The sequence below is a fragment of the Gordonia spumicola genome (assembly GCF_009932475.1).
Lineage (GTDB): Bacteria > Actinomycetota > Actinomycetes > Mycobacteriales > Mycobacteriaceae > Gordonia > Gordonia spumicola.
The window spans coordinates 830,762-855,150 of record NZ_BJOV01000003.1; the positions used below are offsets into that span (position 1 = coordinate 830,762).

Consider the following 24,389-nt stretch of genomic DNA (forward strand, 5'->3'; position numbering starts at 1 on the left):
TCTATAGCTTCGGCGGACCCTGCCGTTACAGGGTCCGCCGAAATGATGTCAGCCTTCGACGATCGCGGTGACGCCCTGGCCGCCCGCGGCACAGATCGACACCAGGGCGCGGCCGCCGCCGTTCTCCTTGATCTGCTTCGCCGCCTGGGCGATGATGCGGCCGCCGGTCGCCGCGAACGGGTGACCCGCCGCCAGCGACGAGCCGTTCACATTGAGCTTGCTGCGGTCGATCGAGCCGAGCGCCTTGTCGAGTCCGAGGCGCTCGCGGCAGTACTCATCCGACTCCCATGCCTGCAGGGTGCACAGGACGACCGAGGCGAACGCCTCGTGGATCTCGTAGAAGTCGAAGTCCTGCAGGGTGAGGCCGTTGCGCTCGAGCAGACGCGGAACGGCGTACGTCGGGGCCATCAGCAGACCGTCGGGGCCGTTGACGTAGTCGACGGCCGCGGTCTCGGTGTCCACCAGGTAGGCGAGGACGGGCAGCTTCTTCTCCGCGGCCCACTCGTCGCTGGCGAGCAGTACCGTCGACGCGCCGTCGGTGAGCGGCGTCGAGTTGCCCGCGGTCATCGTCGCGTCGCCCAGGCTCACGCCGAAGGCGGGCTTGAGGGTGGCGAGCTTCTCGACGGTCGAACCGGGACGCAGGTTCTCGTCACGGGTCAGGCCGTGGAACGGGGTGATGAGGTCGTCGAAGAAGCCGCGGTCGTAAGCGGCGGCCATCTTCTGGTGGCTGGCCGCGGCCAGTTCGTCCTGGTCGGCGCGGCTGATGCCGAACTCCTTGGCGGTGATGGCCGCATGCTCGCCCATCGACATGCCGGTGCGCGGCTCGCCGTTGCGGGGGATCTCGATGCCGAGCTTGGCGACCAGCGCCAGGGCGGCCTTGATGCGGTCCGGGGTGCTCTTGGCGCGGTTCACCTCGAGCATCTGACGGCGCATGTCCTCAGAGACGCCGATCGGGGCGTCCGACGTGGTGTCGACGCCGCCGCCGACCGCGACGTCGTAGCGACCCGAGGCGATGCCGTCGGCGACGGCCGCGATGGCCTGCAGGCCGGTGCCGCACGCCTGCTGGAGGTCGAACGCCGGGGTGTACGGCGACAGTCCCGAACCGAGGACCGACTCGCGGATCAGGTTGAAGTCGCGCGAGTGCTTGAGGACCGCGCCGCCCGCGACCATGCCGAGCTGCTCGCCCTGCAGGTTGAAACGGCTGACGAGGCCCTGGAGCGCCGCGGTGAACATCTCCTGGTTGCTGACGGTCGCGTACGCCTTGTCCTGGCGGGCGAAGGGGATGCGGTTGCCGCCCAGGATGGCGACGGGACGCTGCTGGCGGGTTTCGGGCTTGCGGGGCGTGTACGAGGCCACGGGTACTCCTGGTTGCGAGGGGACCATTGTTGTCATCATTCTTACTCCAGAGTAAGTTCTATGTCGACCTCGACGTATGCGGTGAACGTCACAGGTGCGAGGCCGTGCACGCGGCGGCCCGTCGCACCTATCGTCACCGGCAGACCTCGAATCGAGTTTTCGACTACTGAAGGAGCCCGCCGTGGCAGGCAACACCGATCTCTACTCGTCTTTCGTCAACTCCGGCCCCGGCGCGTTCATCGCCAGCCGCGTCGGCCTCCCCCAGCCGCCGCACCTGCGCCGCTACTCGGCGTCGGCCCCGGCCCTCGGCGGCCCCGTGGTCCTCGGCGGCAGCGGCCGCCTCGTCGAGCCGATCCGCGAGATCCTCACCGCGGGTGACGATTACACGCTGATCGAGAACAACAACGGTGGCCGCAGCGCCGACAAGCTCGGTGCGGCCGTCTTCGACGCGACCGGCATCACCAAGGCCGCCGAGCTCGAGCAGCTCTTCGAGTTCTTCACCCCCGTCATGCGGTCGGCGGGCAACTCGGCGCGCTTCGTCGTCCTCGGCACCACCCCCGAACTGACCGGCTCGGCCGACGAGCAGATCGCCCAGCGCGCGCTCGAAGGCTTCACCCGCTCGCTCGGCAAGGAGCTCCGCAACGGCGCGACCGCTCAGCTCGTCTACGTCTCGCCGAAGGCGAAGACCGGCCTGTCGGGCCTCGAGTCGACGCTGCGCTTCCTGCTGTCGGCCAAGTCGACCTACGTCGACGCCCAGGTGATCCGTGTCGGCGACGCCAACGGCGCCAAGGTCGGCAGCTGGGACAAGCCGCTCGACGGCAAGGTGGCCCTGGTGACCGGTGCCGCTCGCGGCATCGGAGCCACCATCGCCGAGGTGCTCTCGCGCGACGGAGCCCACGTCATCTGCGCCGACATCCCCGCCGCGGGCGAGGCCCTGTCGGAGACCGCCAACAAGGTCGGCGGCACCGCGCTCCCCCTCGACGTGACCGCCGACGACGCCGGAGCCAAGGTCGCCGAGCACGTCCTCGAACGCCACGGCGGACTCGACATCATCGTCAACAACGCGGGCATCACCCGCGACAAGCTGCTCGCCAACATGGATTCGGGCCGCTGGAACTCGGTGATCGGCGTCAACCTGATCGCCCCGCAGAAGCTCGTCGACGAGCTCGTCGAACGCGACGCCCTCCGCAAGGGCGGAGCCGTCGTCGACGTCTCGTCGATCGCGGGCATCGCGGGCAACCGCGGCCAGACCAACTACGGCGCATCGAAGGCCGGCGTCATCGGCCTGGTGAACGCCTACGCCCCGATCCTGGCGAAGAAGGGCATCACCATCAACGCGGTGGCCCCGGGCTTCATCGAGACCGCGATGACCGCCGCGATCCCGCTCGCCACCCGCGAGGTCGGGCGCCGCATGAACTCGCTGCAGCAGGGCGGCCAGACCGTCGACGTCGCCGAGACCGTCGCCTACTTCGCCAACCCCGCCAGCAACGCCGTCACCGGCAACGTGGTCCGCGTCTGCGGTCAGAGCCTCCTGGGCGCCTGATGTCGACGGTCACTCTCACGTCCCTGCCGGGACCCGCGCAGATCTACCCGAAGGCCGTCGCAGCGATGCTGCCGGTGATCGGCAAGCCTGCCCGGGTCGCGGCGGACGCCGTGGTCCCCGACACCGTCTACCGGATCGAGAACGTGCGGATCGACCTCGATCAGCTCGGCGACTACTGCCACGCGACCGGACTGCCGTTCGGTTCGACGGTTCCGGTCACCTATCTGTTCGTGCTGCAGTTCCCGCTCGCCATGTCGGCGATGGTCGACCCGAAGTTCCCGCTCGGGGCCATCGGCTCGGTGCACATCGAGAACACGATCGAGCGGTTCCGCGCGATCGGCGTCGACGAGCCGCTGACCATCGAGACGCACGCGGAGAACCTGCGCGAACACCGCAAGGGTCTGCTCGTCGACATGGTGTCCGAGTTCTTCGTCGGCCGTGAGCGCGTCGCACGTCAGACGAGCACGTTCCTCAAGCAGCAGCGCACCAGCCTGTCCGGCGGGGAGCGCGGGCCCGCGCCCAAGGATGCGGCCGCGCCGTCGCCCGACCGCGTCCTGAGCGTGGACCTCGGCCTGATCCGCAAGTACGCGGAGGCGTCCGGCGACCGCAACCCGATCCACATGGCCGATCTCACGGCCAAGGTGTTCGGGTTCAACCAGGCGATCGCCCACGGCATGTGGACGGCCGCCGCGTCGCTCGCCAACATCGAGGGCTCGCTGCCCGGCGCGGTCGTGTACTCGGTCCGCTTCGGCAAGCCGATCCTGCTGCCCGCCAAGGTGAACGCGTACTCGTCGCGCGCCGACGGCGGCTACGACGTCTCGGTGCTCAACCGCAAGAAGGGGTACCCGCATCTGACGGGAACCGTCCGGCCCATCGCCTGACACGGCACTCGACTGCGCTCGACGAACCGCCAAGGTCGTTGAGCGCAGTCGTTCTTCCGGCCCGTCGAGCGTCGTCAGTCGTCGGAGTGCGAGCCGACGCCGCGCAGACCGCGCCAGGTGATGCCGAGGAGCAGGTCGGTCGCGTCGTCGAGGTCGACGTCGCCGTCGGACATCCGGTCGGCGACCGCCTCGCCCGCGCCGACGAGTGCGACGGCGGTGAGTTCGAAGTCGATGTCGCGCGCGCCCTCGACGGTGGTACCCCTGCGGATCAGTTCGGTGATCATCGCGGTGACCCCGCGGCGGCTCTCGGTGACAGTGTCCGCGAACACGGCCGAACCGATCGACACCCGGTACAGCACCCGCCACGACGAGGCGTTCTCGTGCACGAACCGCAGGAACTCGCGGACGACGATCCGCGCCTGTTCACGCTGGCGCAGCTCCGGGTCGAAACCCGCGCTCATCGCCTCCAGGAACCGGCCGCCCTCACGGGCGATGCAGGCCGAGAACAGTTCGTCCTTGGAGCCGTAGTACAAATACAGCATCGGCTTGGAGATCTCGGCTTTGGCGGCGATCGCGTCCATCGAGCTGTCGGAGTACCCGTGCTCGGCGAACACGCTGATCGCCGCGTCCAACATCTGCTGCTCGCGGACCGCGCGAGGCAGCCGCTTCGTTCCGCTCGCCATACCCCTAACTTACCATTGAGTAAGTTCAGGCGCAGGTGACGACGCCCTTCGCCTTGAGGATGCGCACGACCGACTGGTCGACCCGCTTGCTGCTGAGCTTGTGCGACGCGACTGCCTTCTCGAGCGAATCGAGGACCTCGGACACCTTGTCGGTCGTGAGCCACAGTCCGACGTCCGACCCGGCGGCGATCGCCTTGCGCACGGCGACGTCGATCGGGAACTTGTCGCTGATCGCCTTCATGCCCGACAGATCGTCGGAGAACACGACGCCGTCGAACGGGACACCTCCGTACCGGGTGCCCTTGCGGAGCATTCCGATGGTCGCCGGGCTGATGCTCGACGGCGTGTCCGGGCCGGTCAGGCCGGGCACGATGAGGTGACCGACCATCACGCCGACGTTGCCGGGATACTTCAGCAGCGTCTTGTAAGGGACGAGGTCGTTGCTGATCAGGTCTTTCAGCGGCGGCGTGCGGACGGTGCCGGTGTGCGAATCCCCTGACCCGTGGCCGTGGCCGGGGAAGTGCTTGTAGACGGGCATGATCCCGGCGTCCTGCAGGCCCTGAGCGTAGGCGCGGGCGTACTTCGCGACGACGTCCGGATCGTTGGAGAACGACCGGTCACCGATCACCTCGTCGTCGGCCTCGTTCGACACGTCCGCGGACGGCGCGAAGTCGACGGTGATGCCGAGGGCCTTCATCTTCAGCCCGGCGGCCTTCGTCATGGCGCGGACCTGTTCGGGCGTCTTCGTCTTCGCGAGCACACGCGGTGCGGGCATGTCGATGCCGAGCTTCGACAGCCGGCTCACCCGCCCGCCCTCCTGGTCGACGGTCACCATCAGCGGGATGTCTTGCGCGGCGGACAGCTTCTTCACCGAACCGTCGCTGAGCATCGACATGTCGGTCCAGCTGCCGATGAACACACCGCCGAGGTGCTCGCGTTCGACGACCTGTTTCGCGTCGGCCGCATCGGTCACGCCGACCACCAGCAGTTGGGCGAGCTTCTCCCGCTCCGACAGCTTCGCGAGTTCATCGCTCCCGCAGAACTTCGGTCCGGCCGCGGTCGATGTGGCCTTGGCCGACGTCGACGACGTGGACGTGGCGGCGGACGACGACTGTGCGACGTCGCTCGGCGAGTCGCCGCATGCCGCGACGGCCAGCAGGGAGGTCGCCGTCAGCGCGGCGACGATGGGACGTAGTGCACGCATGACGACAGTCTCGCATGCGTCGCGCGTCGCCCTCCGGCGACATGCAGGCCATATCGTCCGGACGGATGAGCGCGGTCCCGCTTCGCGGAGGGACGTCGTCCCGGTCCGAGATGGTATTTTGGGCGTCATGGTTCGCGACCGATTGATCTTTGGTGCCCTCGCCGCGGTCGCCGGCGTGATCGTCGGCATCGGCGGCGTCTATTTGGGCGGCACCCTCGCCGCACAGACGAAGCCCGCGACGGACGTCAACAGCTTCAACGGCAAGGACGGGTTCGTCCAGGGCTCCGTCGAGTACGGCACGCGCGGCGGATCCACCGACGACAACTCCTGAAAGTGTGTTGACCCGGCGCGGGACGTACGCGGTCGGCGTCGTCTTCCTGATCCTGTCGTTCTGGCAGGCTCCCGGCCGGATCTCACCGGACACCAAGCTCGACCTCACCGCCGACCCGATCGGTTTCCTCGCGCGCGCCACCCACCTGTGGTCGCCGACGATGCCGATGGGCCAGATCCAGAATCAGGCGTACGGCTACCTGTTCCCGCACGGCGCGTTCTTCGCCGCGGGCGACCTGCTGCACCTCCCGCCGTGGATGATCCAACGGCTCTGGTGGGCCGTGCTGCTGACCGCGGGGTTCATCGGCGTCGTCCGCCTCGCCGAGACACTGCGCATCGGATCGCCGACCTCGCGCCTGATCGCCGCGTCGATGTTCGTCGCCGCTCCGCGCGTGATCACCACCCTCGGCACCATCTCGTCGGAGACGCTGCCGATGATGCTGGCGCCGTGGGTGCTGCTTCAGGTGATCCGACGCAGGCCGACGCACGCCGCGTGCGCCGTGGCGCTGATGGGGGCGGTGAACGCCGTCGCGACGGTCGCCGCGGTCGCCGTGGCCGTCGTCTGGTGGGTGTTCGCGACGGCCCGCCGAGGTCAGTGGCGCGCGGGCCTGATCTTCGGCGCCCAGTGGGCGCTCGGTCTGGCGGCCGCGTGTCTGTGGTGGATCGTCCCCCTGCTGATGCTGTCGCGGGTGTCGCCGCCGTTCCTCGACTTCATCGAGTCGGCACAGGTCACGACCGAGTGGACGTCGCTGACCGAGGTCCTGCGCGGCACCTCGGCGTGGACGCCGTTCGTGTCGGGCGAGCGTGCCGCCGGGGCGATTCTGGTGTCGGACGCGGCGGCCGTCGTCGCGACCGGCGTGCTCGCGGCCGCGGGCCTCGCCGGTTTGACGATGCGCGCCATGCCGTACCGCGGCCGGTGGCTCGCGCTGCTCGTCATCGGCCTGCTCGCCATGTGCCTCGGCTACCCGGGCGCGCTCGGTTCGCCCGTCGACGACGCGGTGCGGACGTTCCTCGACGGCGGCGGAGCCGCACTGCGCAACGTCCACAAATTCGATCCCCTCGTCCGGCTCCCCCTGGTGCTCGGGGTGGCCCACCTGCTGGCCCGCGTCCCGTTCCGGTCGCTCCTGGCGCGGCCGTCCGCGTCGAACGGATGGGCCAGACCCGCGGCCGCGGCCATGGTCGTGGTGACGGCCGTGTTCGGCAGCGGGTCGCTGGTGTGGACCGGCGGGCTCGCGCCGTCATCGAGCTACCGCGCGATTCCCGACTACTGGCGGCAGACCGCCGACTGGCTCGACGCCAACGCGCACGGAGTCCGCACGCTGGTGGTCCCCGGATCCCCGTTCGCCGATCAGCTGTGGGGTCTCACCCGCGACGAGCCGCTACAGGCCCTCGCCTCCACGCCGTGGGCCGTGCGCGATGCGATCCCGCTGACCCCGCCGGGGACCATCCGGGCGATGGACTCGGTGCAACGCGTTCTCACCTCCGGTCGCGGCTCGGCTGCGCTCGCGGACGTCCTCGCCGCGCAGGGTGTCGGGTTCGTCGTCCTGCGGGCCGATCTCGACCCCGCGACGTCCCGCTCGGCAAGACCGCTCGTGGTCGCCGACGCCCTCCGGCGATCGCCGCACATCACCGTCGCGGCACGATTCGGCCCCGACGTCGCGCCGCCGACCGTCGACGGAGTCGTGACCGACGACGGTCTCCGGCCGCCGATGCCCGCGGTGACCGTGTACCGCGTCGGCCGACCCGCGGGCACCGGGCCCCTGCTGACCTCGCTCGACACCGTTCCGCGCGTCAGCGGCGGCCCGGAGGCCCTCGCCGCGATCGACGAGGCCCGGGCCCGCGACGGCAGGCTGCCGCTGGGCACGGCGCTGTTGACCGCGGACGCGCGTCGGGCCGGTGTCGGCGACGGGCCCGGACTCATCGTCACCGACACGCCCGCCGATCGAGAGACGGACTTCGGCCGGGTCGACGATCATTCGTCGGCGATCCGCTCGGCGGACGACCCGCGTCTGACGAAGAACGCCGCCGCCGACTACCCGGTCCCCGACACCCCGCTCGTCGAAGGACAGTGGCTGCTCAACAATCAGCCCGACCAGGTGAGCGTGTCGTCGTCGGGTTCGGCCTCCGACGCCACCCAACCAGGGCGGACGTCGCCCGCGTCGTCGACGGCGGCGGCCTTCGACGGCGATCCGCACACCGCGTGGGTCAGTCGAGGTCTCGAATCGGCCGTCGGACGCTGGCTGTCCATCGACTTCACCCAGGAGCACCGCGATCTCGCGCTGACCGTGACCACCGCGAAGGCCCTCGGCCCAGACGTGACGTCACTGCTGGTCACGACCGATTCCGGCAGTACCGTCGCATCCGGCGTCCGGCCGGGCGAACCGGTTCGGATCGTCGCACCGTCGGGGCCGACCAAGCATGTCCAGATCCGGGCGATCCGCACCTCCGACGGTCTCGGCGGCAATCAGTTCGCCGTCGCCGACGTCGCCCTGTCCGACGCGTCGACCGGCCTCGGGTACTCGATCCGGCATCGGGTGGTCCTGCCGACGCTCGACGCGGCCGACCACGTGTCGAGCTGGGTGCTGTCGGCCGAGCTCGGCGCGCGCTCCGAATGCGCGTCGGACGGCGGACGCGTCCGCTGCGCCGCCGCCCTCGGCCTCGACCCGGAGTCACCCGGACTGTTCGGGCGGGCGCTGTCCGTCCCCGCGGCCGTCGACGTGACGCCGACGGTGATCCTGCGGCCACGGCCGGGCGGGACCCTGACCGATCTGCTGCGCGTCCCCGGAACGATCACCGCCGAAGGCGCGTCCGACGTCACCGATCCGCGCGGCACCGCGGCCGCCGCGGTCGACGGCGACGCGGGCACCGTCTGGACGGCGCCGCAGAAGACGTCGAAGCCGACGCTGGTCCTGCATCTCCCGCAGGCCACGCAGGTGTCGGCCCTGCGCATCGTCGGTCCGGGCGACTACCCCGCGACCCCTACCAGGGTGAGCGTGAACCTCGGCACGGGACGCCAGAAGGTCGACGTCGGTCGGGACGGCCTCGTGACGCTGACGGCCGCAGTGACCGACCGGATCGAGATCACCGTCGAGAAGACGACCGATCTGATCGACGTCAACGATCTCGGCTTCGCACGGCAGTCGCCCGCGGGCATCGCGGAGATCACCGTCCTGCCGACGCGTGCCACGCCCACTCCCGACCTGGACCGTCCCGTCGTGATCGGCTGCGACACCGACCCGCAGGGACCGCTCGGCCTCGGACTGTCCGCCGGGGGTCGAGTCCACCGATTGCGCGTGGCGACGACGGCCCGGGCCCTCCGCGACGGCGATCCGGTGGTCGCCACCGTCTGCCCTGGCGGCGACGTGTCGCTCGCGGCGGGCGAACAGGAGGTGTCGGTGAACCCCGGGGAGGCGTTCGCCGTCGACTCCCTCGAACTGCGCGCGGCGCCCGACGCCGTCGGCTCGAGCACCCCGGCGACCGCCGGACGGTGGGACGCGACGTCGAGGACGGTCGACGTCCCCTCGGCTGCGGGCGCACGTGTCCTGTCGGTCCCGGAGAGCACCAACCCCGGGTGGCACGCGCGCCTGAACGGGGTGGAGTTGACTCCGATCGTCGTCAACGGCTGGCAGCAGGGCTGGGTGATCCCCGCGGGCTCGGCCGGAACCGTCGCCCTCACCTTCGACCTGGACACTCCGTACCGTTGGGTCCTGCTGGTCGGGCTCGGCCTCGTGGCGATCCTGTTCGCTGTCGCGTTCGGACGCCGGAGGTCGACGCCAGCCGATCGTCCCGACGACGTCGATCCGTCGCCGTGGTGGGCGATCCCCGGTGTGGCGGCGATGGCCGTGTTGACCGGCCCGTGGGGCGCGCTCGCCGCCGTCGTCACCGGGATCGTGGTCGCGACGGCGCGACCGGCCGTCCGAGTGTGGACGACGTTCGGTGCGATGAGCGTCGCAACGGTCGCACTCGCGTCCGGCCCGTGGAACTCCGGCGCTGACTACGCGGGATACGGGGTGATTCCTCAGCTCGCCGCGGTCGTCGCCGTGTCCGCCGCAATCACGTCAGCGGTGGCGCCGCACTTCTCCCTGCGCGCCGGCGCGCGGCGCCTTTCGTTGCGCGCCAGCGCGCGGCGGCACGGTTCCTCGACGAACGCGTAGCCCGCCGCGGAGACAGGCACGGTGATCGCGAACGTCAACACCCAGACCAGCACGAAATGGCCGTCGAACGCCGTGATCCCGAACAGGCCGAACACGACCGTCAGGACTGCGACGTGCCAGATGAAGATGCCGTACGACCATCGGCCGAGCGCCGCCATCACCGGTGAGTCGAGGATTCGGAACGGGCCGTCGCCGAGCACGAGCGGAGCGAGGACGGCGTAGGCCGCGATGCCTCCGAGCAGCATCTTGGTCGCATACTGGGCGTCCGACATCGGCGCGAGTCCGACCGGTCCGGCGAGCGGCGTCGACGCGAGGGAGTACGCGATCAGGAACACCCCGGCCATGCGCCATCGGTTCGACGACCACCGGACCGTCGTCCCCGCCGCGGACAACTCGGCCAGGATCAGGCCCGCGGCGAACCACGGGAGGTGACCGAACACCCAGTTCTGCGCCTGTACGCCCGGCGCGAGGGGCAGCGCACTCGCCACCCACGCCCATCCGAGGCTCAGCGCGGCCATTGCGCCCATCACCGGAACCCGGTGGCGGGCGCGGCGCCCGCGCAGCCGGGTCATCGCGTAGCCGATGACCGGGAGCAACAGATAGAAGGCGGCTTCGACGGACAGGCTCCACATCTGCGTGAGGCCGGGCGCGAGGGTCAATGGCACGAACACCTGCGTCAACGTCAGGTTGGCGATCCAAACGGTCGCCGACGATCCGCGAGCCTGTGGAAGGAGCGTCAGCACGGCCACGACGACAACGGCGTACACCGGCCAGATGCGGACGAACCGGTGTCGGAGGTATCGCGTCACGTCGGGCGACGGGGCGTCGCCGCGGGCCGCGTGCGCGTACGGCCGCCACAGCAGGAACCCGCTGAGGGCGAAGAAGAGGGCGACCGCGAGGTCGAGGCGTCCGAGAAGAGGTCCGATCACCGGCCAGTCGAGCGACCGGGTCTGGAAGGCGACGTGCGTCGTCAGCACGCCGAGCGCAGCGACCGCCCGCATGCCCTCGAGCTGCGGGTGGAAGGCGCGACTCCGGTTCGTCGTGGCGTTCATGTCCCGACCCAATGTAGACGCCCCGGTAGCGTCGAGCCCATGTCTGCGCCCCCCTCGCCCCAGTCGCCGGTGTCCCAGTCGTCTGCGCCGCGCTTCACCGGCGCAGACCTGCTGGCGCCGACCGCGTTCTTCCTCGGCGCACTGCTCCTCGCGGCTGCGCTCGCCGTCGGCCCGATCATCGGCGATCGCTTCCGGGCGATCCCGTCCGACGTCGACGTGACGTGGGTGGCCGATGGGTCGTCGAGCTCCCGCATCCTCGACAGGTGCTCACTGAACGCACCGACCGCTCGCGTGCTGGATGCCCAGGTTCAGCAGCGACGACGCATCGTCGTCGTCCGACCGTCCGACGCCGACATCGTGACGTTCCAGGCGGGAACATCACTCGGTGTGAACCGCTACGTGGTCGACGGGAAGTCGGTGAAGGCGAAGGACGTCTGCGCGGAACAGACTCTTGCCGCGACCATCGACCGGGTGACCCTCGACCGCTCCACCGCCCTGACGTCGGGGACGTCCGAGGTGCAGTTCGACGATAAGAAGGGCGCGGTCACGATCCCCGAACGGCGGGGCTACACCTACGTGTTCCCGTACGGGGTCGAGATCGGTGACCGCCCCGAGTACTTCGACGTCACGACCCGCCAGTCGGTGTCCCTGCTCCGCGCGGGCACCGAGACGATCGAGGGGCGTGCGACGATCCACTTCACCGCGACGACCCCCGACACGGACCTGTCGCAGTTCGACACCCGTGCAGTCATCACCAAACCGGCATCGTGGTTCGGGACGTTTCCGAACGTCGCACCGACACAGACGTTGACTGCGACGTTGCATCACTCGTCGCAACGCGACCTGTTCGTCGACGCCGCCACGGGCGTCGTCGTCGACGAACGCGTGACGGTGTCCGAAGAGTACCGTTTCGCCGATTCGGCCGCGGACCGCTCCCAGGCACTCGCGAACTACCGCCTGGTGAACATCGACGCGACGTTCACCGGGGACGACCGCTCCCGCCAGGACGGCGCCGCCGCAGCCGCAGCCCGCCAGCGTCCCGTCACCCTGACCACCGTCACGGCGCCCATCGTCTTCGGTGTGCTCGGCGTCGCTGCCCTAGCGGGCGGTGTCTATCTCAACCGACGGGAACGAGACTCCGCTGACCGCTGACCGGCGCGGCCTTCGATCTTCTAGAGAACTCACGCTGAGCACTCAGAACAGCAGGAGACCAATGAACATCATCAAACACACTGCAATCGCAATGGATACGATTTCTGCGCCGACCCTCCTCCATTTCCCACCCTTCTCCCACTCCCCCCAGCGTTGCACGTATTGATTGTCGACAAGGCAGCGAAACCTGACATCTACCGACTTTCTGTGTCTCGACATCAATACCCCCTTTCCCAAGTCGACTCGTCACGATTCATTCTGACGCAATCAGGGAAACCACTCCAAGAATGTCTTGAGAACCGGATGACCCTCAAGCCACGCGTGGAATCTCAAGTTATATGGGTTCCTACTGAATCTGCCCATTCTAGCCCTAAAGGCGTCGAGAAAGCCCATCGATCAGCAATCTTCATCAAGACAATTGGCGAGAACGTTTGCTTCATTCGCCCCGAACCGCTCGATGCCATCGTGAAATTCGATCAGCACCCCATCGCTATATCTACTAGCCGTAAACCCGGGAGGGAGACCGTCAATTCCACAACGATCAGCCACTCGCCCAGACATGTAGGTCTGCCAACCAGGGAACGCGAGTACGGGATCGGAATCGTCGTCAATGGTGAACCTGAAGCCATTCGCAAGCATGGCCGCTCTTGAGGGCGAGATCGAGGCGCAGTCAGCATCCATGTCCCGAACTATTCCCGTGAACAGAGTTGAGATCTGATCCGAGATGCCCGCCATGTCAGCAATAGAAGGGGAGTTCCCATCAGCATCGAGATTCACCGACAGATTCGGGACGTGTGCCATACTCGATGCGTGCTCGAAGGAGAGAATCGTCTCAAAATTGCTGAACGGAAATCCTTCCCCTTCCGCGGAGAGCTGTAAGTTCCAATCCTGCAGATCGCCAGATTTTTGCCAGTCCACGTTTAGGCGACCGAAAAGGCTCTCAATTTCACACGTACCAGGATCGGAAGAACGCAGCTCGTACAATACCTGACCATCGAGAACCGGCGCCCATTCAAGCTCCTTTCCCACCCAGTCAGAGATTCGACTGAGAACCCGCGCATAGCAAGCGTAGACGGTTTCGACATCAACATTTCCCCGATCGCCATTTACAGCGTTGACGCACACAAGTCCGCTACACTGAATTGGCAACGGATACCCGTTCGAATGATAGAAATCACGTTCGCGCTCAATTCTCGATTCCGGGAATTCATCTGGCGAGAACATCGGTTCATTTCCGGATGCGTACCCAAGAATCCAGCCCGCAGAAAATTCGTCGACGGCCACAAGGTCGACGAATCTCGCGCAGAATCCGCGGCCGCCGTTGACCGGAAGGAGAGAAACCAGACCCCGAAATGTATGAGGGTTTCCCGCGACTCCATAGATCGCGTCTGGATCGTTTTCACCGCGGAGCCGAAAAACAGCCTTGTTGCTCATTTTGAGAACCTCCATTTCAAGGAATTCACCAATCGGAATACTATCGCTAACTAGAGCCACTTCTCTATCAGAGATCGGACGTTAGGCCAGGCGATCAACGCCAATAGTACGAAAGCTGCCACTCATACGCGGGAGGCCCTTGACCATTTCCGGCGCGCCTGCATTCATAAAGTCCGGTGGCGCAGTACCGTCCGAAACTACAGTGGATTCAAGCAGGAAGAAGAATACTTCCGACGACTCCACATGAATCTCGTCAAACGATGAGGAAATAGACGATATGACGGACGAGTATCGTCCATCATCTGGCGAACTGATGGACAGGACGCCCGCCGGCGTCGCAAATCTGCCAGGGATCCGATCGCTCGGCCAGTCGACGGAGACCGTCTCAACACCTTCGAATAAGAGTAGGCCCGCAGACCCGAGATCCCAGAGTTGCAGACTCGTTCTCAGGTCAAAGAGAACGGCAGCCCTTCCTGTTATCGGTGAAATCTTGACCTCCGAGATCTCTGCCTCCCTTAGCGCCTCGGGGTTCTTCAAGGGGCTATACTCCAACAGAGGAAAGTGTTCGCCGGAGATCGCTTGTTCATACAGAAGTTCCTCAAGAATCATGCCTCAGATCCAGATCCTCAGACTATGGAAATATGCGCTAGAGGATATTCGCTTGATACGGCCTGCCCCGAAAATGGGTTGCTGTCTGAGCGATATCGTTCTTTACCACGAAATCCGCTGGGATACGGCCACCGGTCGGCGCGGCTATGCGCTGCGCGAATAGATGACCTCGAAAAGTTCTGGTCCAGCGTCTCTCCTTACTTCAATCGAGTCCGGATCTACCGCGCGGCGCACGAGTTCAATGATCGCCCCCTCGTCAACCATTCCGCCCGGGAATAGCTCGCAACTGACTTGCAACGTGAAGTTCGGTGCCTGCCTCGGCGGCCGGAGTCCTGGCTGCGAGCTTCGAAATCGGCAGCGAACGCCCACATGCCCGCCACTAGGAACTTCGCTCCAGCGACTGATAATCCAGTTATTGCTTCCTTCAGCCATATCGATTTCATCGTCCGCTATTCGAATCGCCCCCGGAAGGTGCTTCACCCGCGACTTTGCGTCCGCTTCGGAAACCCCCGAACCAAACCACGGACCGAGTCCAGGAAACAGCACGTTAAACCCATCCAGCACAGCCTTCATGCGCGACGCAACTTCGCCCCTCTCATACGTGCGGTCTACGCAACGAACATAGAACTTAGCAGATTTCATTGCTTTCCTTAGAGTGCGTTATCTGTGTGGTCAAAAGTTCTGTCGACCACCAGGATCCGTGTGGATGACAATATTGTCAATTCCCAGGTTCCCGGCTTCCTCCATCAGCCAGGTAGCAAGACTCCCGTACTCGCTATACCATTCGAGCACTCCGCCATGTTCTTCGACAATTTTGGATTGCCTGGCCATCTGGTCGATGATTGCTTCGACTCCTTTCTCGTCAATCCAGGTTTTTATCTCGCCCGCGCTATCGAACCAGAAATTGTAGTCGCCCTTGCTTCCAGGAAGTGATTCACGCCGTCGGCGGATCTGAAGAATCCGTCGAACATGGTGCCGTCGACTGCGTATACCCAGTCTTTCTGGACGTGAGTGACGGCTTCCTGATAGTAGCGCGACGCGTCGGACATGGACTCGTTCTTCTTCACCCACTGGCCCGGGCCTCCATCACTATCTCCAGGCATAGGTATGCGGATGGGCATGACGTCGGCGCCTGAGATGACGTTTACGAAGCTGTCTCCGCGCGCATCGACGGCTGTCGTTTCGTGATGGAAGCCGATGACGTCGCCGGCAGTGACGTCTTCGATGGTGCCGTAGAACTGTCCGTTCTTGAACCCGTGCGTCGTCTGCACAGGCCTGCCATTCTTGGTGATTGTCAGAACGTCAGAGGTCAATTGAGACCCCGGGGGCCACGGAGGTGTGTACTGCCACTCGATCCGCCCGTGCTCTGATCCGGGACTGTCGGGGACAAACAACAGTGAACTCCCCGGCAGAGCGACCGCACCTTCGTACAGCGAGACCGGATCACCGGGATAGATGTGTACAGGCCCGTCAGAGCCGTTCGGTGGAGCAAGCCCGCCAACGCCGCTGATCACGGTAGCCGGGCGCGGGGAGAACAGCGACAGAATCCGCCCGAATCCGCCCCGTCCCATCGCGCGGGTGGAGGACGAGTACGGGCGACCCACGCGCGTCGAACTGCCCCGGCGCGCCAGTGACCTCGCGCGAGGGTTGGCTACCGCGACCGCTGCAGCACCAGCGATCAACCACACCGGCAACGGCACCGTTTCACTATCCCCACTATCGGAACCGGGCTCCCGCAACGCTTGATCCTGATCAGACCAATCATTGCCTTGTACGGGAGCGGGTGCGGTCGTCCGAACAGGCGAAGGGCTCACCGGCCGACTGGCAACTGGCCTTTCGTCGATGTTGTCCGCTCGTCGCTGTTCCGGGGCAGCAGGCGCCCGTCCCCTCGGCCGGGCAGGATTCGTGGTCGGGGCGCCCACAATCGGCGTACCGTCCCCCGTGCCCGGGCCCGGACCGGCATCACCACCGATCACCGGCCCACCCCCGGGCACACCCGGAGAACCCGGAGTCGTCGGCGTCACACCCGGCATCGGCGGCGGCGTAGTCGTCGGCACACTGATACACGGCCACCCCGGCCCATACTGCGCCCGCAACTGAGCACACAACGCATCACCATCCGCACCACCAACACCCACCACACCAGCAGCAAGAACCGCGACCCCGCCGACACCACCAGCGACCGCAACCCGCACCCACCACCGACGACGACTGCGGTCCCCCCGAATACTCACCGCCTCAGCCGTCCTTACCCGACCGAAGAGCGGTGACGATCGCATCGACACCGGCCCAGAACCAACGGCCACCGATCGACATCACCACGAAGAACCCGAGAAACACCCACACCTCACCAACCTGGGCACCCCACGAACCCAGATTCGACACCGTCATCGCAGCAGCGACAAGAACACCACACCCCAGCAGAAACAAGACGATCGTGCCCACCGGCACCGACCCAGCCGCATCACCCGTCGCCGCCCGGTCGTCGCCAGCCGGAGAATCGACACGATCCATCGTCCGCGAATCGTCAGCAATACGTGTCGTGTTGTCTGTCAACGTCATATTGGATCCCTTCTCGTGACGGTAGGCAGGCTGCTACAGCAGGTGCGGGGAACCGTAGATGGTGAACATGTTGTCATTGGCCGCCGTTGCCATCGAGACGCGAATGTAGGCGCGGACCGCGGGGCGGGCCCCGACACACCCCGAGATCTCGACCCGAACACCCTCCGCGCGCGTCCCCGCACGCGCACCGGCCAACGCCTTCTGACCGAACTTCACATCGACCGTGGCCCCCGTTCGCCAACGTCGTCGACACCGTCGGCATCGCCTGGACCCCGAACACCACCGCGGGCGGCCACGTGATCGACGCCTGCGCCGTCGGGCCACCCGAAATTCCCACGTTCAAATTGGACATTTGCCACTGACAGGATAATTGATATCCCGAGGTCAGGATCGCCGCGTCCACCGGCACAGTGCCCTGACCAGTGATCTCAGCCTCGCCCCGCAAATCCAGGAACGCTTCGAATGAGCCGACCCCACGCGAGAGCGGCGGCACCGACACGATCTTCTCCGCCGACTTCGTCAACCGGACCGTCCACCCATCATCAGAACGCTTCACGACCGTCCGGTCAGGGAACCGATGAACCTGATTAGCCGACGCCACACCACCACCAGCAACGCCCACCAGCGCAACCGACGCAGCCACCACCGCGACCACCCGAACAATCAACCGCACAACACAACTCCCGAACGCTCACGGTCAGTCACACGAACACTCGACATACGATCGCATGTTTCGACTTATCGACTGTGACTTACCTTGGTAATTGTGTGACGGTAGCAGGCGTCTGCGGTCTCGGCAACCATCAGGCGAACATGACACGAACACGCTTCCGTCCTGCTCAAAGATGCCGCCCATCACGTTGTGCAGGCTGCGCGTAGCTCGACCGTTCTCGGGACAAGGCACGCGGCGGACTGCCGACCACGCGGCACTCTCGGCTGGCGAACGCTGCCAGAAAAGATCGCTGATATCCCCATATTGAAATGGTGGTGCATTTACCATCTGAAATCGCCTAGCTACAAGCCCAGCGTGCCGCTGGCTACTGATCGAGATCGACTATCACCCCGATAGGGAAGGTCAAGAGTGAGCGAATTGCCTGACAGCCCGCTGGTGCGGGCAGCGTTTGATCATGTTTCTGCACACCTTCATGAGGCGATCCTCAACCACTCGGTACGAGTCGCGAGACTGGCAACGGCGATCGGCGAGTCCGAACAGCTAGAACTCGATCCTGACTCCATTTGGGTGGCCAGCCTGTTCCACGATTTCGGCACAGTCGCTGGTGCGGCGTCGGGTGATCGGTTCGAGGTGGTCGGCGGCAACGAAGCCGCTGCGTTCCTGGAACGCCTGTCATTCGCCGATCAGCACGAAGCTCAGGAGATCTGGGACGCGATCGCCCTGCACACCTCTCCGCACATCTCGGAATCTCGGGGCGGCCTGACGCGCGCCATCAGGCTTGGAGTGCTCATGGACTTCGGGGAGGACGTGCTCGAGAACTCGGCATCGATTCGAGCTCGACTCGAGACGATGCGTCCACGGCTGAACATCGAGATCGAGCTTGCCGACCTGGTCGTGTCCCAGGTTCTCGATCGCCCCGAGAAGGCTCCGCGACCGAGTTGGCCGCGTGATCTGTATGAAAGCTATCTGCAGGACCCCGGCTATCGGGGAGTGAACCGAGGGTTCTGACCGGGGCCCGGTGGTGGCGCACTACCCAGCGAAGCGCAGCCATGCTCCGGTCGCGGCGACGGATGCGGCCGCCGACAGGGCGGCGACGGACGCGAGCAGCGGGACCGAGTCGGCGACGACGAGGATCACCGCGATCTCGGCGACCAGCACCGCGAACGCCGGGAGCGCGCCGCGCGCATGATTGCGGGCGATCGCGGCCAGCAGCATCAACTGCAGCACGGCCAGCAGGGCCCCCGTGAGCGCGAACAACCACATCAACGACGCGACTGGCCGATAGTCTTCGGAGATCACCGCCGGAACGAGTGGCCCACCGACAGCCGCCGCACCGGTCACACACAAACCGATCCCGGCGAGAACGGCGAGCGCACGACGCAGGGCGTCCGACGACCGGACCGGATCGGCCAGCCGCGGGTACACGACCACCCCGATGGCCTGCGGCAGCCAGAACGCGGCCTTGGTCGCGACGGCGCCGAGCGCGTAGACACCCGCGTCGGATGCCGTCAGCACCGACCGGGACAGCAGCAGGTCGACGGACACCGCCACGATCATCACGAACTGCACGCCGGATGCGGCGAGCACGTCCGCGAGCGCCACCCGCGAGTGAGCGGCCACGTCTTCCCGACGGCGGTCACGTGCCGCGACGACCGCGACGACGACCGCGGCCACGACCGTTCCCGCGGTTCCCGCAGCGAGCGCGCCGGTCGGACCGCCACCGGAGACGACGGCCCCGACGACCGGGACCGACCGCAGCACGCCGACGCACGCCAACACGAGTCCGAGCACCCCGAACCGACCCGACCCCTGCAGGAGTCCCTGCCCGCCCGCGATCACGGCGAGCGGCGCCGCACCGGCCAGTGCCACAGCGGTCGGAACCAAGGCCGTGTGAGCGATCGTCATCATCACGGCGACACCGGCCGCCGAACAGCAGGCGACGAGCACCGTGACCACACCGATCAAACGCCACAGCCGACTGCGCGACGTACCGCCGACGACCTCCCTGGCGACGACTGCCTGCAGTGCGAGCGCGGGCACCGACAACACGAGCATCGCGGCGTTCAGGACGGAGAACTCGCCGAACCCGTCCGGCCCGAGGACACGGCTGGCGGGCACCTGAACCAGGTAGGCCAGGAGATTCGCGAGGAGTGTCCCCGCCGTCACCGACCCGAGTGCCCGCACCATGCCCACCAGTGTGCCGGGTCGGGTGAGGGTACACTTCATCGACTGCAATGTCCCCACCTTGACCTCGACCGAGTAGGCGCTTCACCTCGATGTACGACACCGAACCATTCCACGAGCCCGATCCGGCCGACGTCGGATCCCGGATCGATCCGGTCCTTGCACGCAGTTGGCTGCTCGTGAACGGTGCACAACACGACAGGTTCGAGGCCGCGTCACGGTCGCGCGCCGACATCGTGGTGCTCGACATCGAGGACGCCGTCGCCCCCAAGGACAAGGACAGCGCGCGCGCCAACGTCGTCGCATGGATGGAGGCGGGTCACTCGGACTGGGTCCGCATCAACGGATTCGGCACACCGTGGTGGGCCGCCGACATCGAAGCGCTCGCCCCGACGTCGATCGGCGGCGTGATGCTGGCGATGGTCGAGTCGGTGGACCACGTCACGGAGACGGCGAAGCGTCTGCCCAACATCCCCGTCGTCGCCCTGGTGGAGACGGCGCGCGGGCTGGAGCGGATCACCGAGATCGCCTCGGCGAAGGGCACTTTCCGCCTCGCGTTCGGCATCGGCGACTTCCGGCGCGACACCGGCTTCGGCGAGAGCCCGATGACGCTGGCCTACGCCCGCTCGCGATTCACCATCGCCGCGAAGGCAGCCAACCTGCCGTCGGCGATCGACGGACCGACCGTCGGCTCCAACCCGCACAAGTTGAGCGACGCGACGGCGGTGAGTGCGGAGTTCGGCATGACCGGCAAGATCTGCCTGACGCCCGACCAGTGCGCGGCCGTCAACGAGGGCCTCTCGCCGTCCTTGGACGACATCAGCTGGGCACGCGACTTCTTCACCGAGTTCGAGGCGGACGGCGGCGAGATCCGCAACGGCTCCGACCTGCCGCGCATCGCACGCGCCACCAAGATCCTCGATCTGGCGCGGGCGTACAACATCGTCCCGAACGACTACGAGATCTCCGATCACTCACCCGCTCCGACGGACACCTACCACTTCTGACCGAATGCTCTACCTGGTCAGCGCCCTGCTCACGGCACTGATCTGCGCACCCCTGCACGGCGGCTACCTGATCTACCGCGACGCCGTCGCCGTCCCCCGGTTCGCGCTGACGCCGTCGGCGTTCGGGATCGACGGCTCGGCACCGCGTGCGGTGCCGCAGGACGCCGTGCTCGGAGTCCTGTCCCGGGTGGTGGACGGCGGCTGGCTCGTCGCGCTGCTGACGACGGCGGCCCTGTTCGGGGCAGGCATCGGCTACGGCAAGCTCGCGCGGCGGCTCGTCCCCTCGGCCGGAACGTCGGGCTCGGTCGCCGCGGCAGTGGTCGCTGTCTGGAATCCGTTCGTCGCCGAACGCCTGCTCCAGGGTCAGTGGAGTCTGCTGCTCGGCTACGCCGCCCTCGCCCCGATCGTGATCGCGGTGGCCGACGGCCATCGTTGGGCGACGCTCGCCTGGTTCGCCGTCGCCGGGTTCACTCCGACCGGGTCCGTTCTGGCGATTGTCGTCGCCGCCGTCGCCGCGTTCGCGACCGGAACGCGGAGGCGAGGCGCCGCATGGATGGCACTGTCGTGGCTGGTCACGGCGTCACCGTGGCTAGTGGGAGCCGTCGTGTCCTCGGCGTCCGGATCATCGGGCGGCGCGAGTGCGTTCGCCCTGCGCGCCGAGCCCGGGCTCGGATCGGTCGGGACCGCGCTGGGCCTCGGCGGCATCTGGAACGCCGAGGCCGTACCCGCCAGCCGCACGTCCGCATGGGCGGCGGTCGCGACCGTCGCACTGATGTCGGTGGTCGTCGTCGGCTGTGTGGAGCTTCGACGCGCCCGGCACCGGACGATCCGGGCACTCGCGCTACTCGCGGGCGTCACAGTGCTGGTCACGGTGCTGGCCGCCACCGGGCCGGGTCTCGCGGTGATGGACGCCGCACTGGCTCACGTACCGGGCGCGGGGCTGCTGCGCGACACCCAGAAGTACCTCGCGCTAGCGGTTCCGTTCGTCGCCGTCGCCGCCGCGGCCGCCGTCTCCCGACTGCGCCGGTCGGTGCCCGCAGGATTCGCCGCGGGCGCGGTCGCCCTGCTGGTGATCGGACCGCTGCCCGACCTCGCATGGGGCGTCGGCGGCGCGATCGCGCCGGTCCGCATCCCCGCCGACTACGCGACGGTCGTCGGCATGATCGACGACGATGGCACCGGCGTCGCACTGTGGCCGGAGTCGAGCGTGCGCACGCTCACCTGGACCCGCGGACCGTCATTGAGCCCGTTGCCCCGGATGGTCGACGCCCCGGTGATCTCCGGCGGCGGCCTGATCGTCGACGGCCGGACGTACGACGCGCCGAGCGGCCGCACCGCTGAGATCATGTCCGCGGTCCGCCGCGGCGACGTCCACGCCCTCGCGAGGCTCGGCATCGGCTGGGTGATCAGCGAGGAGGCCACGCCCCCCGGCGGACTGGACGCGGCCGACGAGGTGTTTCACGGTGAACATCTGCGCCTGTTCCGCGTTTCCGACGCCTCCCCCGCACCGACGCCCGGGGTCCTCGCCTGGACCTCGGCGATCACCGCGACGCTCCTGTGGTTCGCGGCGCTGCTCGCGGGCCCCGCGGCGTGGATTCAGCGCAGGGTCGCGAAGACGGCTTCGAAGCCGTCCGCCGTCGACGACCACGAGTAGTCGCCCGACCGAGCGCGGGCTGCGGCCCCGAGGTCGGCGAGTCGCCGCGGACTGTCCACGAGTGCGGCCACCGCCTCGGTGAGACCGTCGAAGTCGTCCGCGAGCAGCCCTGTCACACCGTCGACGATCGAATCGTTGAGCCCGGCCGAGGCCCGGTAGCCGACCGTCGGCACGCCGTGCTGCGCGGCCTCGATCACCGCCAGGCCCCACCCCTCCTTACGGGACGGCATCAGGTGCAGATCGGCCGCGGCCAGCAGTTCGTGTTTCTCCGCGTCGCCGACGTGCCCGTGGAAGCGCACCCTGTCGTCGATGCTCAACTCCGCGGCCGCGGCACGCAGTTCGTCGTCCCACCAACCTCCGCCCACCACATCGAGATGGACGTCGACGCCGCGGTCCCGCAACCTCGCCACCACGGCCAGCGCATGTTCCACCTGCTTGTGCGGGACCAGCCGGGAGACGACGATCAGCCGCCGTCGAGGGTGCGGCGCCCGCGTGGGCACGCCGTCGGGCACCGGATCGATCCCATTGCACACCACGGTGATCCGGCTTCGGTCCACGCCGAGGTCGACGAGTTCGGCGGCCGACGGCTCCGACACCGTCACATAGCGGTTCCGCCGATGGACGCGCGGGGACAGGCGCGATTCGACGAACCAGCCGATGCGGGACAGGACGGGCCCGGCCACCGGCCACTGCTCCCGGTGGCAGTGATGGACGAGCACGACGGTCGGGGCGCCGGCCACGATCGATGCGAAGAACGGCACTCCGTTCTGGGTGTCGACGACCACGTCCGGACGGTATCCGGCGAGCCTCCCGCGGCCGAACCGGGCGGCGGTCAGGGTCGCCGCCGTGCGCAGGTAGACGGTGAGCCGTCCGCCGCCCCGGAGGACACGCATGCCGTCGACCATCTGCTTCCGCGGAGCGCCCGGATAGTCCGCGGTCACGAAGGTGACGCGGTATCCGCGTCGGGCGAGCTCCGCGCCCACCCGTTCGAGATAACGTTCACTCCCGCCGCCCTGCGGGTGGCCGGTGTCGCGCCAGCACAGCAGCAGGACGTCGGCCGGGGGATTCACTCGATCCAGGGTATGCGACGCTGGGCCCATGACCGCGTCCAGCTTCGCCCGCCGAGCCACCCTGGCCCGTTCGGTCCGACTGTTCCGCGAGTTCCGCTACGAACAGCCCGACCCCGACCGCTTCTACAGCGCGCTGGCGCAGGACACCGCGCAGATGGTCTCCGACGTCCACGGCCCGATGGCCGGCACGTCCGTCCTGGATGTCGGCGGCGGTCCCGGCTTCTTCGCCGACGCGTTCACCGCACGCGGTGCACAGTACCTGTCGGTGGAGCCCGACGCGGGCGAGATGCACGCTGCCGGACTCGACCACCGGACCGCGGTTCGCGCCCAGGGCCAGCAGCTCCCGTTCGCGACCGGCAGTGTGGACGTCTGCTATTCGTCGAACGTCGCCGAGCACACCGACCGCCCGTGGGAGATGGCCGACGAGATGGTCCGGGTCACCCGACCCGGCGGCACGATCGTGCTCAGCTACACCCTGTGGTGGGGCCCGTTCGGCGGGCACGAGATGGGTCTGACGCACTACGCGGGCGGTCACCGTGCGGCCCGTTGGTACACCGAGAAGCACGGTCGTCCCCCGAAGAACCTGTTCGGGGAGTCACTGTTCCCGATCACCGCCGCCGCCGGCCTGCGATGGGCGCGCACCACCCCCGACGCGACCCTGCGGGCCGCGTTCCCCCGCTATCTCCCACGCTGGGCGTGGCCCGTCGTCCGCGTCCCCGGCCTCCGCGAGGTCGCGGCAACCAACCTGGTCATGGTGCTGCGACGCCACTGAGTGCTCGGCAACCGGCCTGACGTGCGGCGTTTCGACTCGATGCCTCGGCTGGCGCCTCGGAATCGGCTC

General features: G+C 67.4%; 20 protein-coding genes and 2 pseudogenes. 9 read left to right on the forward strand and 13 right to left on the reverse strand.

Annotation, left to right across the window (positions count from 1 at the left end):
* Nucleotides 1–48: 48 nt before the first annotated feature.
* Nucleotides 49–1,383 (reverse strand): acetyl-CoA C-acetyltransferase, encoded by a 1,335-nt coding sequence (locus GYB83_RS09975; RefSeq protein WP_161895593.1) that lies wholly within the window; start codon nt 1,381–1,383, stop codon nt 49–51.
* A gap of 154 nt (nt 1,384–1,537) precedes the next feature.
* On the opposite strand from GYB83_RS09975, the gene GYB83_RS09980 reads away from it, so the two are divergent.
* Together GYB83_RS09980 and GYB83_RS09985 are read left to right on the forward strand one after the other, a co-directional pair.
* Entirely contained in the window at nt 1,538–2,899 is a 1,362-nt protein-coding gene (locus GYB83_RS09980; RefSeq protein ID WP_161895332.1) for a 3-oxoacyl-ACP reductase, read from the forward strand.
* Complete coding sequence (locus GYB83_RS09985; RefSeq protein WP_161895333.1) at nt 2,899–3,780, forward strand: MaoC/PaaZ C-terminal domain-containing protein; 882 nt, start codon at nt 2,899–2,901, stop codon at nt 3,778–3,780. Before GYB83_RS09980 ends, GYB83_RS09985 begins: the two co-directional genes overlap by 1 nt.
* 74 nt (nt 3,781–3,854) lie before the next feature.
* On the opposite strand, the gene GYB83_RS09990 is transcribed toward GYB83_RS09985, so the two are convergent.
* Nucleotides 3,855–4,463 carry a TetR/AcrR family transcriptional regulator gene (locus tag GYB83_RS09990; protein WP_161895334.1) on the reverse strand — a complete coding sequence of 203 codons (609 nt, stop codon included), beginning with the start codon at nt 4,461–4,463 and terminating at the stop codon, nt 3,855–3,857.
* Nucleotides 4,464–4,488: 25 nt separating this feature from the next.
* Entirely contained in the window at nt 4,489–5,667 is a 1,179-nt protein-coding gene (locus tag GYB83_RS09995; protein ID WP_161895335.1) for a glycoside hydrolase family 3 N-terminal domain-containing protein, read from the reverse strand.
* A gap of 127 nt (nt 5,668–5,794) precedes the next feature.
* On the opposite strand from GYB83_RS09995, the gene GYB83_RS10000 reads away from it, so the two are divergent.
* Together GYB83_RS10000 and GYB83_RS24095 are read left to right on the forward strand one after the other, a co-directional pair.
* Nucleotides 5,795–5,998, forward strand: coding sequence for a DUF2613 domain-containing protein (locus tag GYB83_RS10000; protein ID WP_161895336.1), 204 nt, complete (start codon nt 5,795–5,797; stop codon nt 5,996–5,998).
* Nucleotides 5,999–6,002: 4 nt separating this feature from the next.
* Nucleotides 6,003–10,151 carry a DUF3367 domain-containing protein gene (locus GYB83_RS24095; protein WP_161895337.1) on the forward strand — a complete coding sequence of 1,383 codons (4,149 nt, stop codon included), beginning with the start codon at nt 6,003–6,005 and terminating at the stop codon, nt 10,149–10,151.
* On the opposite strand, the pseudogene GYB83_RS10010 reads toward GYB83_RS24095, so the two are convergent.
* Nucleotides 10,040–11,203, reverse strand: a pseudogene (locus GYB83_RS10010) (acyltransferase family protein); the annotation flags it as partial. The gene GYB83_RS24095 and the pseudogene GYB83_RS10010 sit on opposite strands and share 112 nt — an antisense overlap.
* Nucleotides 11,204–11,242: 39 nt before the next feature.
* Here GYB83_RS10010 and pgfA point away from each other — a divergent pair.
* Entirely contained in the window at nt 11,243–12,355 is a 1,113-nt protein-coding gene (gene pgfA, locus GYB83_RS10015; RefSeq protein ID WP_186349756.1) for a cell envelope lipid trafficking protein PgfA, read from the forward strand.
* Between the two features lie 396 nt (nt 12,356–12,751).
* Here pgfA and GYB83_RS10020 read toward each other — a convergent pair whose 3' ends face one another.
* The 7 genes and pseudogenes from GYB83_RS10020 to GYB83_RS24100 all read right to left on the reverse strand — a co-directional run.
* Nucleotides 12,752–13,789 (reverse strand): hypothetical protein, encoded by a 1,038-nt coding sequence (locus GYB83_RS10020; protein ID WP_161895338.1) that lies wholly within the window; start codon nt 13,787–13,789, stop codon nt 12,752–12,754.
* A gap of 81 nt (nt 13,790–13,870) precedes the next feature.
* A complete protein-coding gene (locus tag GYB83_RS10025) occupies nt 13,871–14,398 on the reverse strand; it encodes a hypothetical protein (protein WP_161895339.1) in 528 nt (175 codons plus the stop codon).
* Between the two features lie 144 nt (nt 14,399–14,542).
* Nucleotides 14,543–14,971 carry a hypothetical protein gene (locus GYB83_RS10030; protein ID WP_161895340.1) on the reverse strand — a complete coding sequence of 143 codons (429 nt, stop codon included), beginning with the start codon at nt 14,969–14,971 and terminating at the stop codon, nt 14,543–14,545.
* Nucleotides 14,972–15,273: 302 nt separating this feature from the next.
* Nucleotides 15,274–15,912 (reverse strand): hypothetical protein, encoded by a 639-nt coding sequence (locus tag GYB83_RS10035; RefSeq protein ID WP_161895341.1) that lies wholly within the window; start codon nt 15,910–15,912, stop codon nt 15,274–15,276.
* A 724-nt stretch (nt 15,913–16,636) separates the two neighbouring features.
* A complete protein-coding gene (locus GYB83_RS10040; RefSeq protein WP_161895342.1) occupies nt 16,637–16,960 on the reverse strand; it encodes a hypothetical protein in 324 nt (107 codons plus the stop codon).
* A 33-nt stretch (nt 16,961–16,993) separates the two neighbouring features.
* Nucleotides 16,994–17,284 carry an MspA family porin gene (locus tag GYB83_RS23860; protein ID WP_267130323.1) on the reverse strand — a complete coding sequence of 97 codons (291 nt, stop codon included), beginning with the start codon at nt 17,282–17,284 and terminating at the stop codon, nt 16,994–16,996.
* A pseudogene (locus tag GYB83_RS24100) lies at nt 17,211–17,633 on the reverse strand (MspA family porin); the annotation flags it as partial. The pseudogene GYB83_RS24100 and the gene GYB83_RS23860, both read right to left, overlap by 74 nt.
* A gap of 408 nt (nt 17,634–18,041) precedes the next feature.
* Between GYB83_RS24100 and GYB83_RS10050 the strand changes: the two are divergent.
* Entirely contained in the window at nt 18,042–18,641 is a 600-nt protein-coding gene (locus GYB83_RS10050) for an HD domain-containing protein (RefSeq protein WP_161895344.1), read from the forward strand.
* A gap of 21 nt (nt 18,642–18,662) precedes the next feature.
* Here the strand turns inward: GYB83_RS10050 and GYB83_RS10055 are convergent, their stop codons facing one another.
* A complete protein-coding gene (locus tag GYB83_RS10055) occupies nt 18,663–19,820 on the reverse strand; it encodes a polysaccharide biosynthesis protein (RefSeq protein WP_228461364.1) in 1,158 nt (385 codons plus the stop codon).
* Between the two features lie 89 nt (nt 19,821–19,909).
* Between GYB83_RS10055 and GYB83_RS10060 the strand changes: the two genes are divergently transcribed.
* Complete coding sequence (locus tag GYB83_RS10060; protein WP_161895346.1) at nt 19,910–20,824, forward strand: HpcH/HpaI aldolase/citrate lyase family protein; 915 nt, start codon at nt 19,910–19,912, stop codon at nt 20,822–20,824.
* 4 nt (nt 20,825–20,828) lie between these two features.
* On the forward strand, nt 20,829–22,478 hold the full coding sequence (locus tag GYB83_RS10065; RefSeq protein ID WP_161895347.1) for an MmpA family trehalose lipid delivery protein: 1,650 nt from the start codon (nt 20,829–20,831) through the stop codon (nt 22,476–22,478).
* Here GYB83_RS10065 and GYB83_RS10070 read toward each other — a convergent pair.
* Nucleotides 22,421–23,548 (reverse strand): glycosyltransferase family 4 protein, encoded by a 1,128-nt coding sequence (locus GYB83_RS10070; RefSeq protein ID WP_161895348.1) that lies wholly within the window; start codon nt 23,546–23,548, stop codon nt 22,421–22,423. The two genes, GYB83_RS10065 and GYB83_RS10070, sit on opposite strands and share 58 nt — an antisense overlap.
* Before the next feature lie 28 nt (nt 23,549–23,576).
* Between GYB83_RS10070 and GYB83_RS10075 the strand changes: the two genes are divergently transcribed.
* Nucleotides 23,577–24,320 carry a class I SAM-dependent methyltransferase gene (locus tag GYB83_RS10075; protein ID WP_161895349.1) on the forward strand — a complete coding sequence of 248 codons (744 nt, stop codon included), beginning with the start codon at nt 23,577–23,579 and terminating at the stop codon, nt 24,318–24,320.
* Nucleotides 24,321–24,389: the final 69 nt, after the last annotated feature.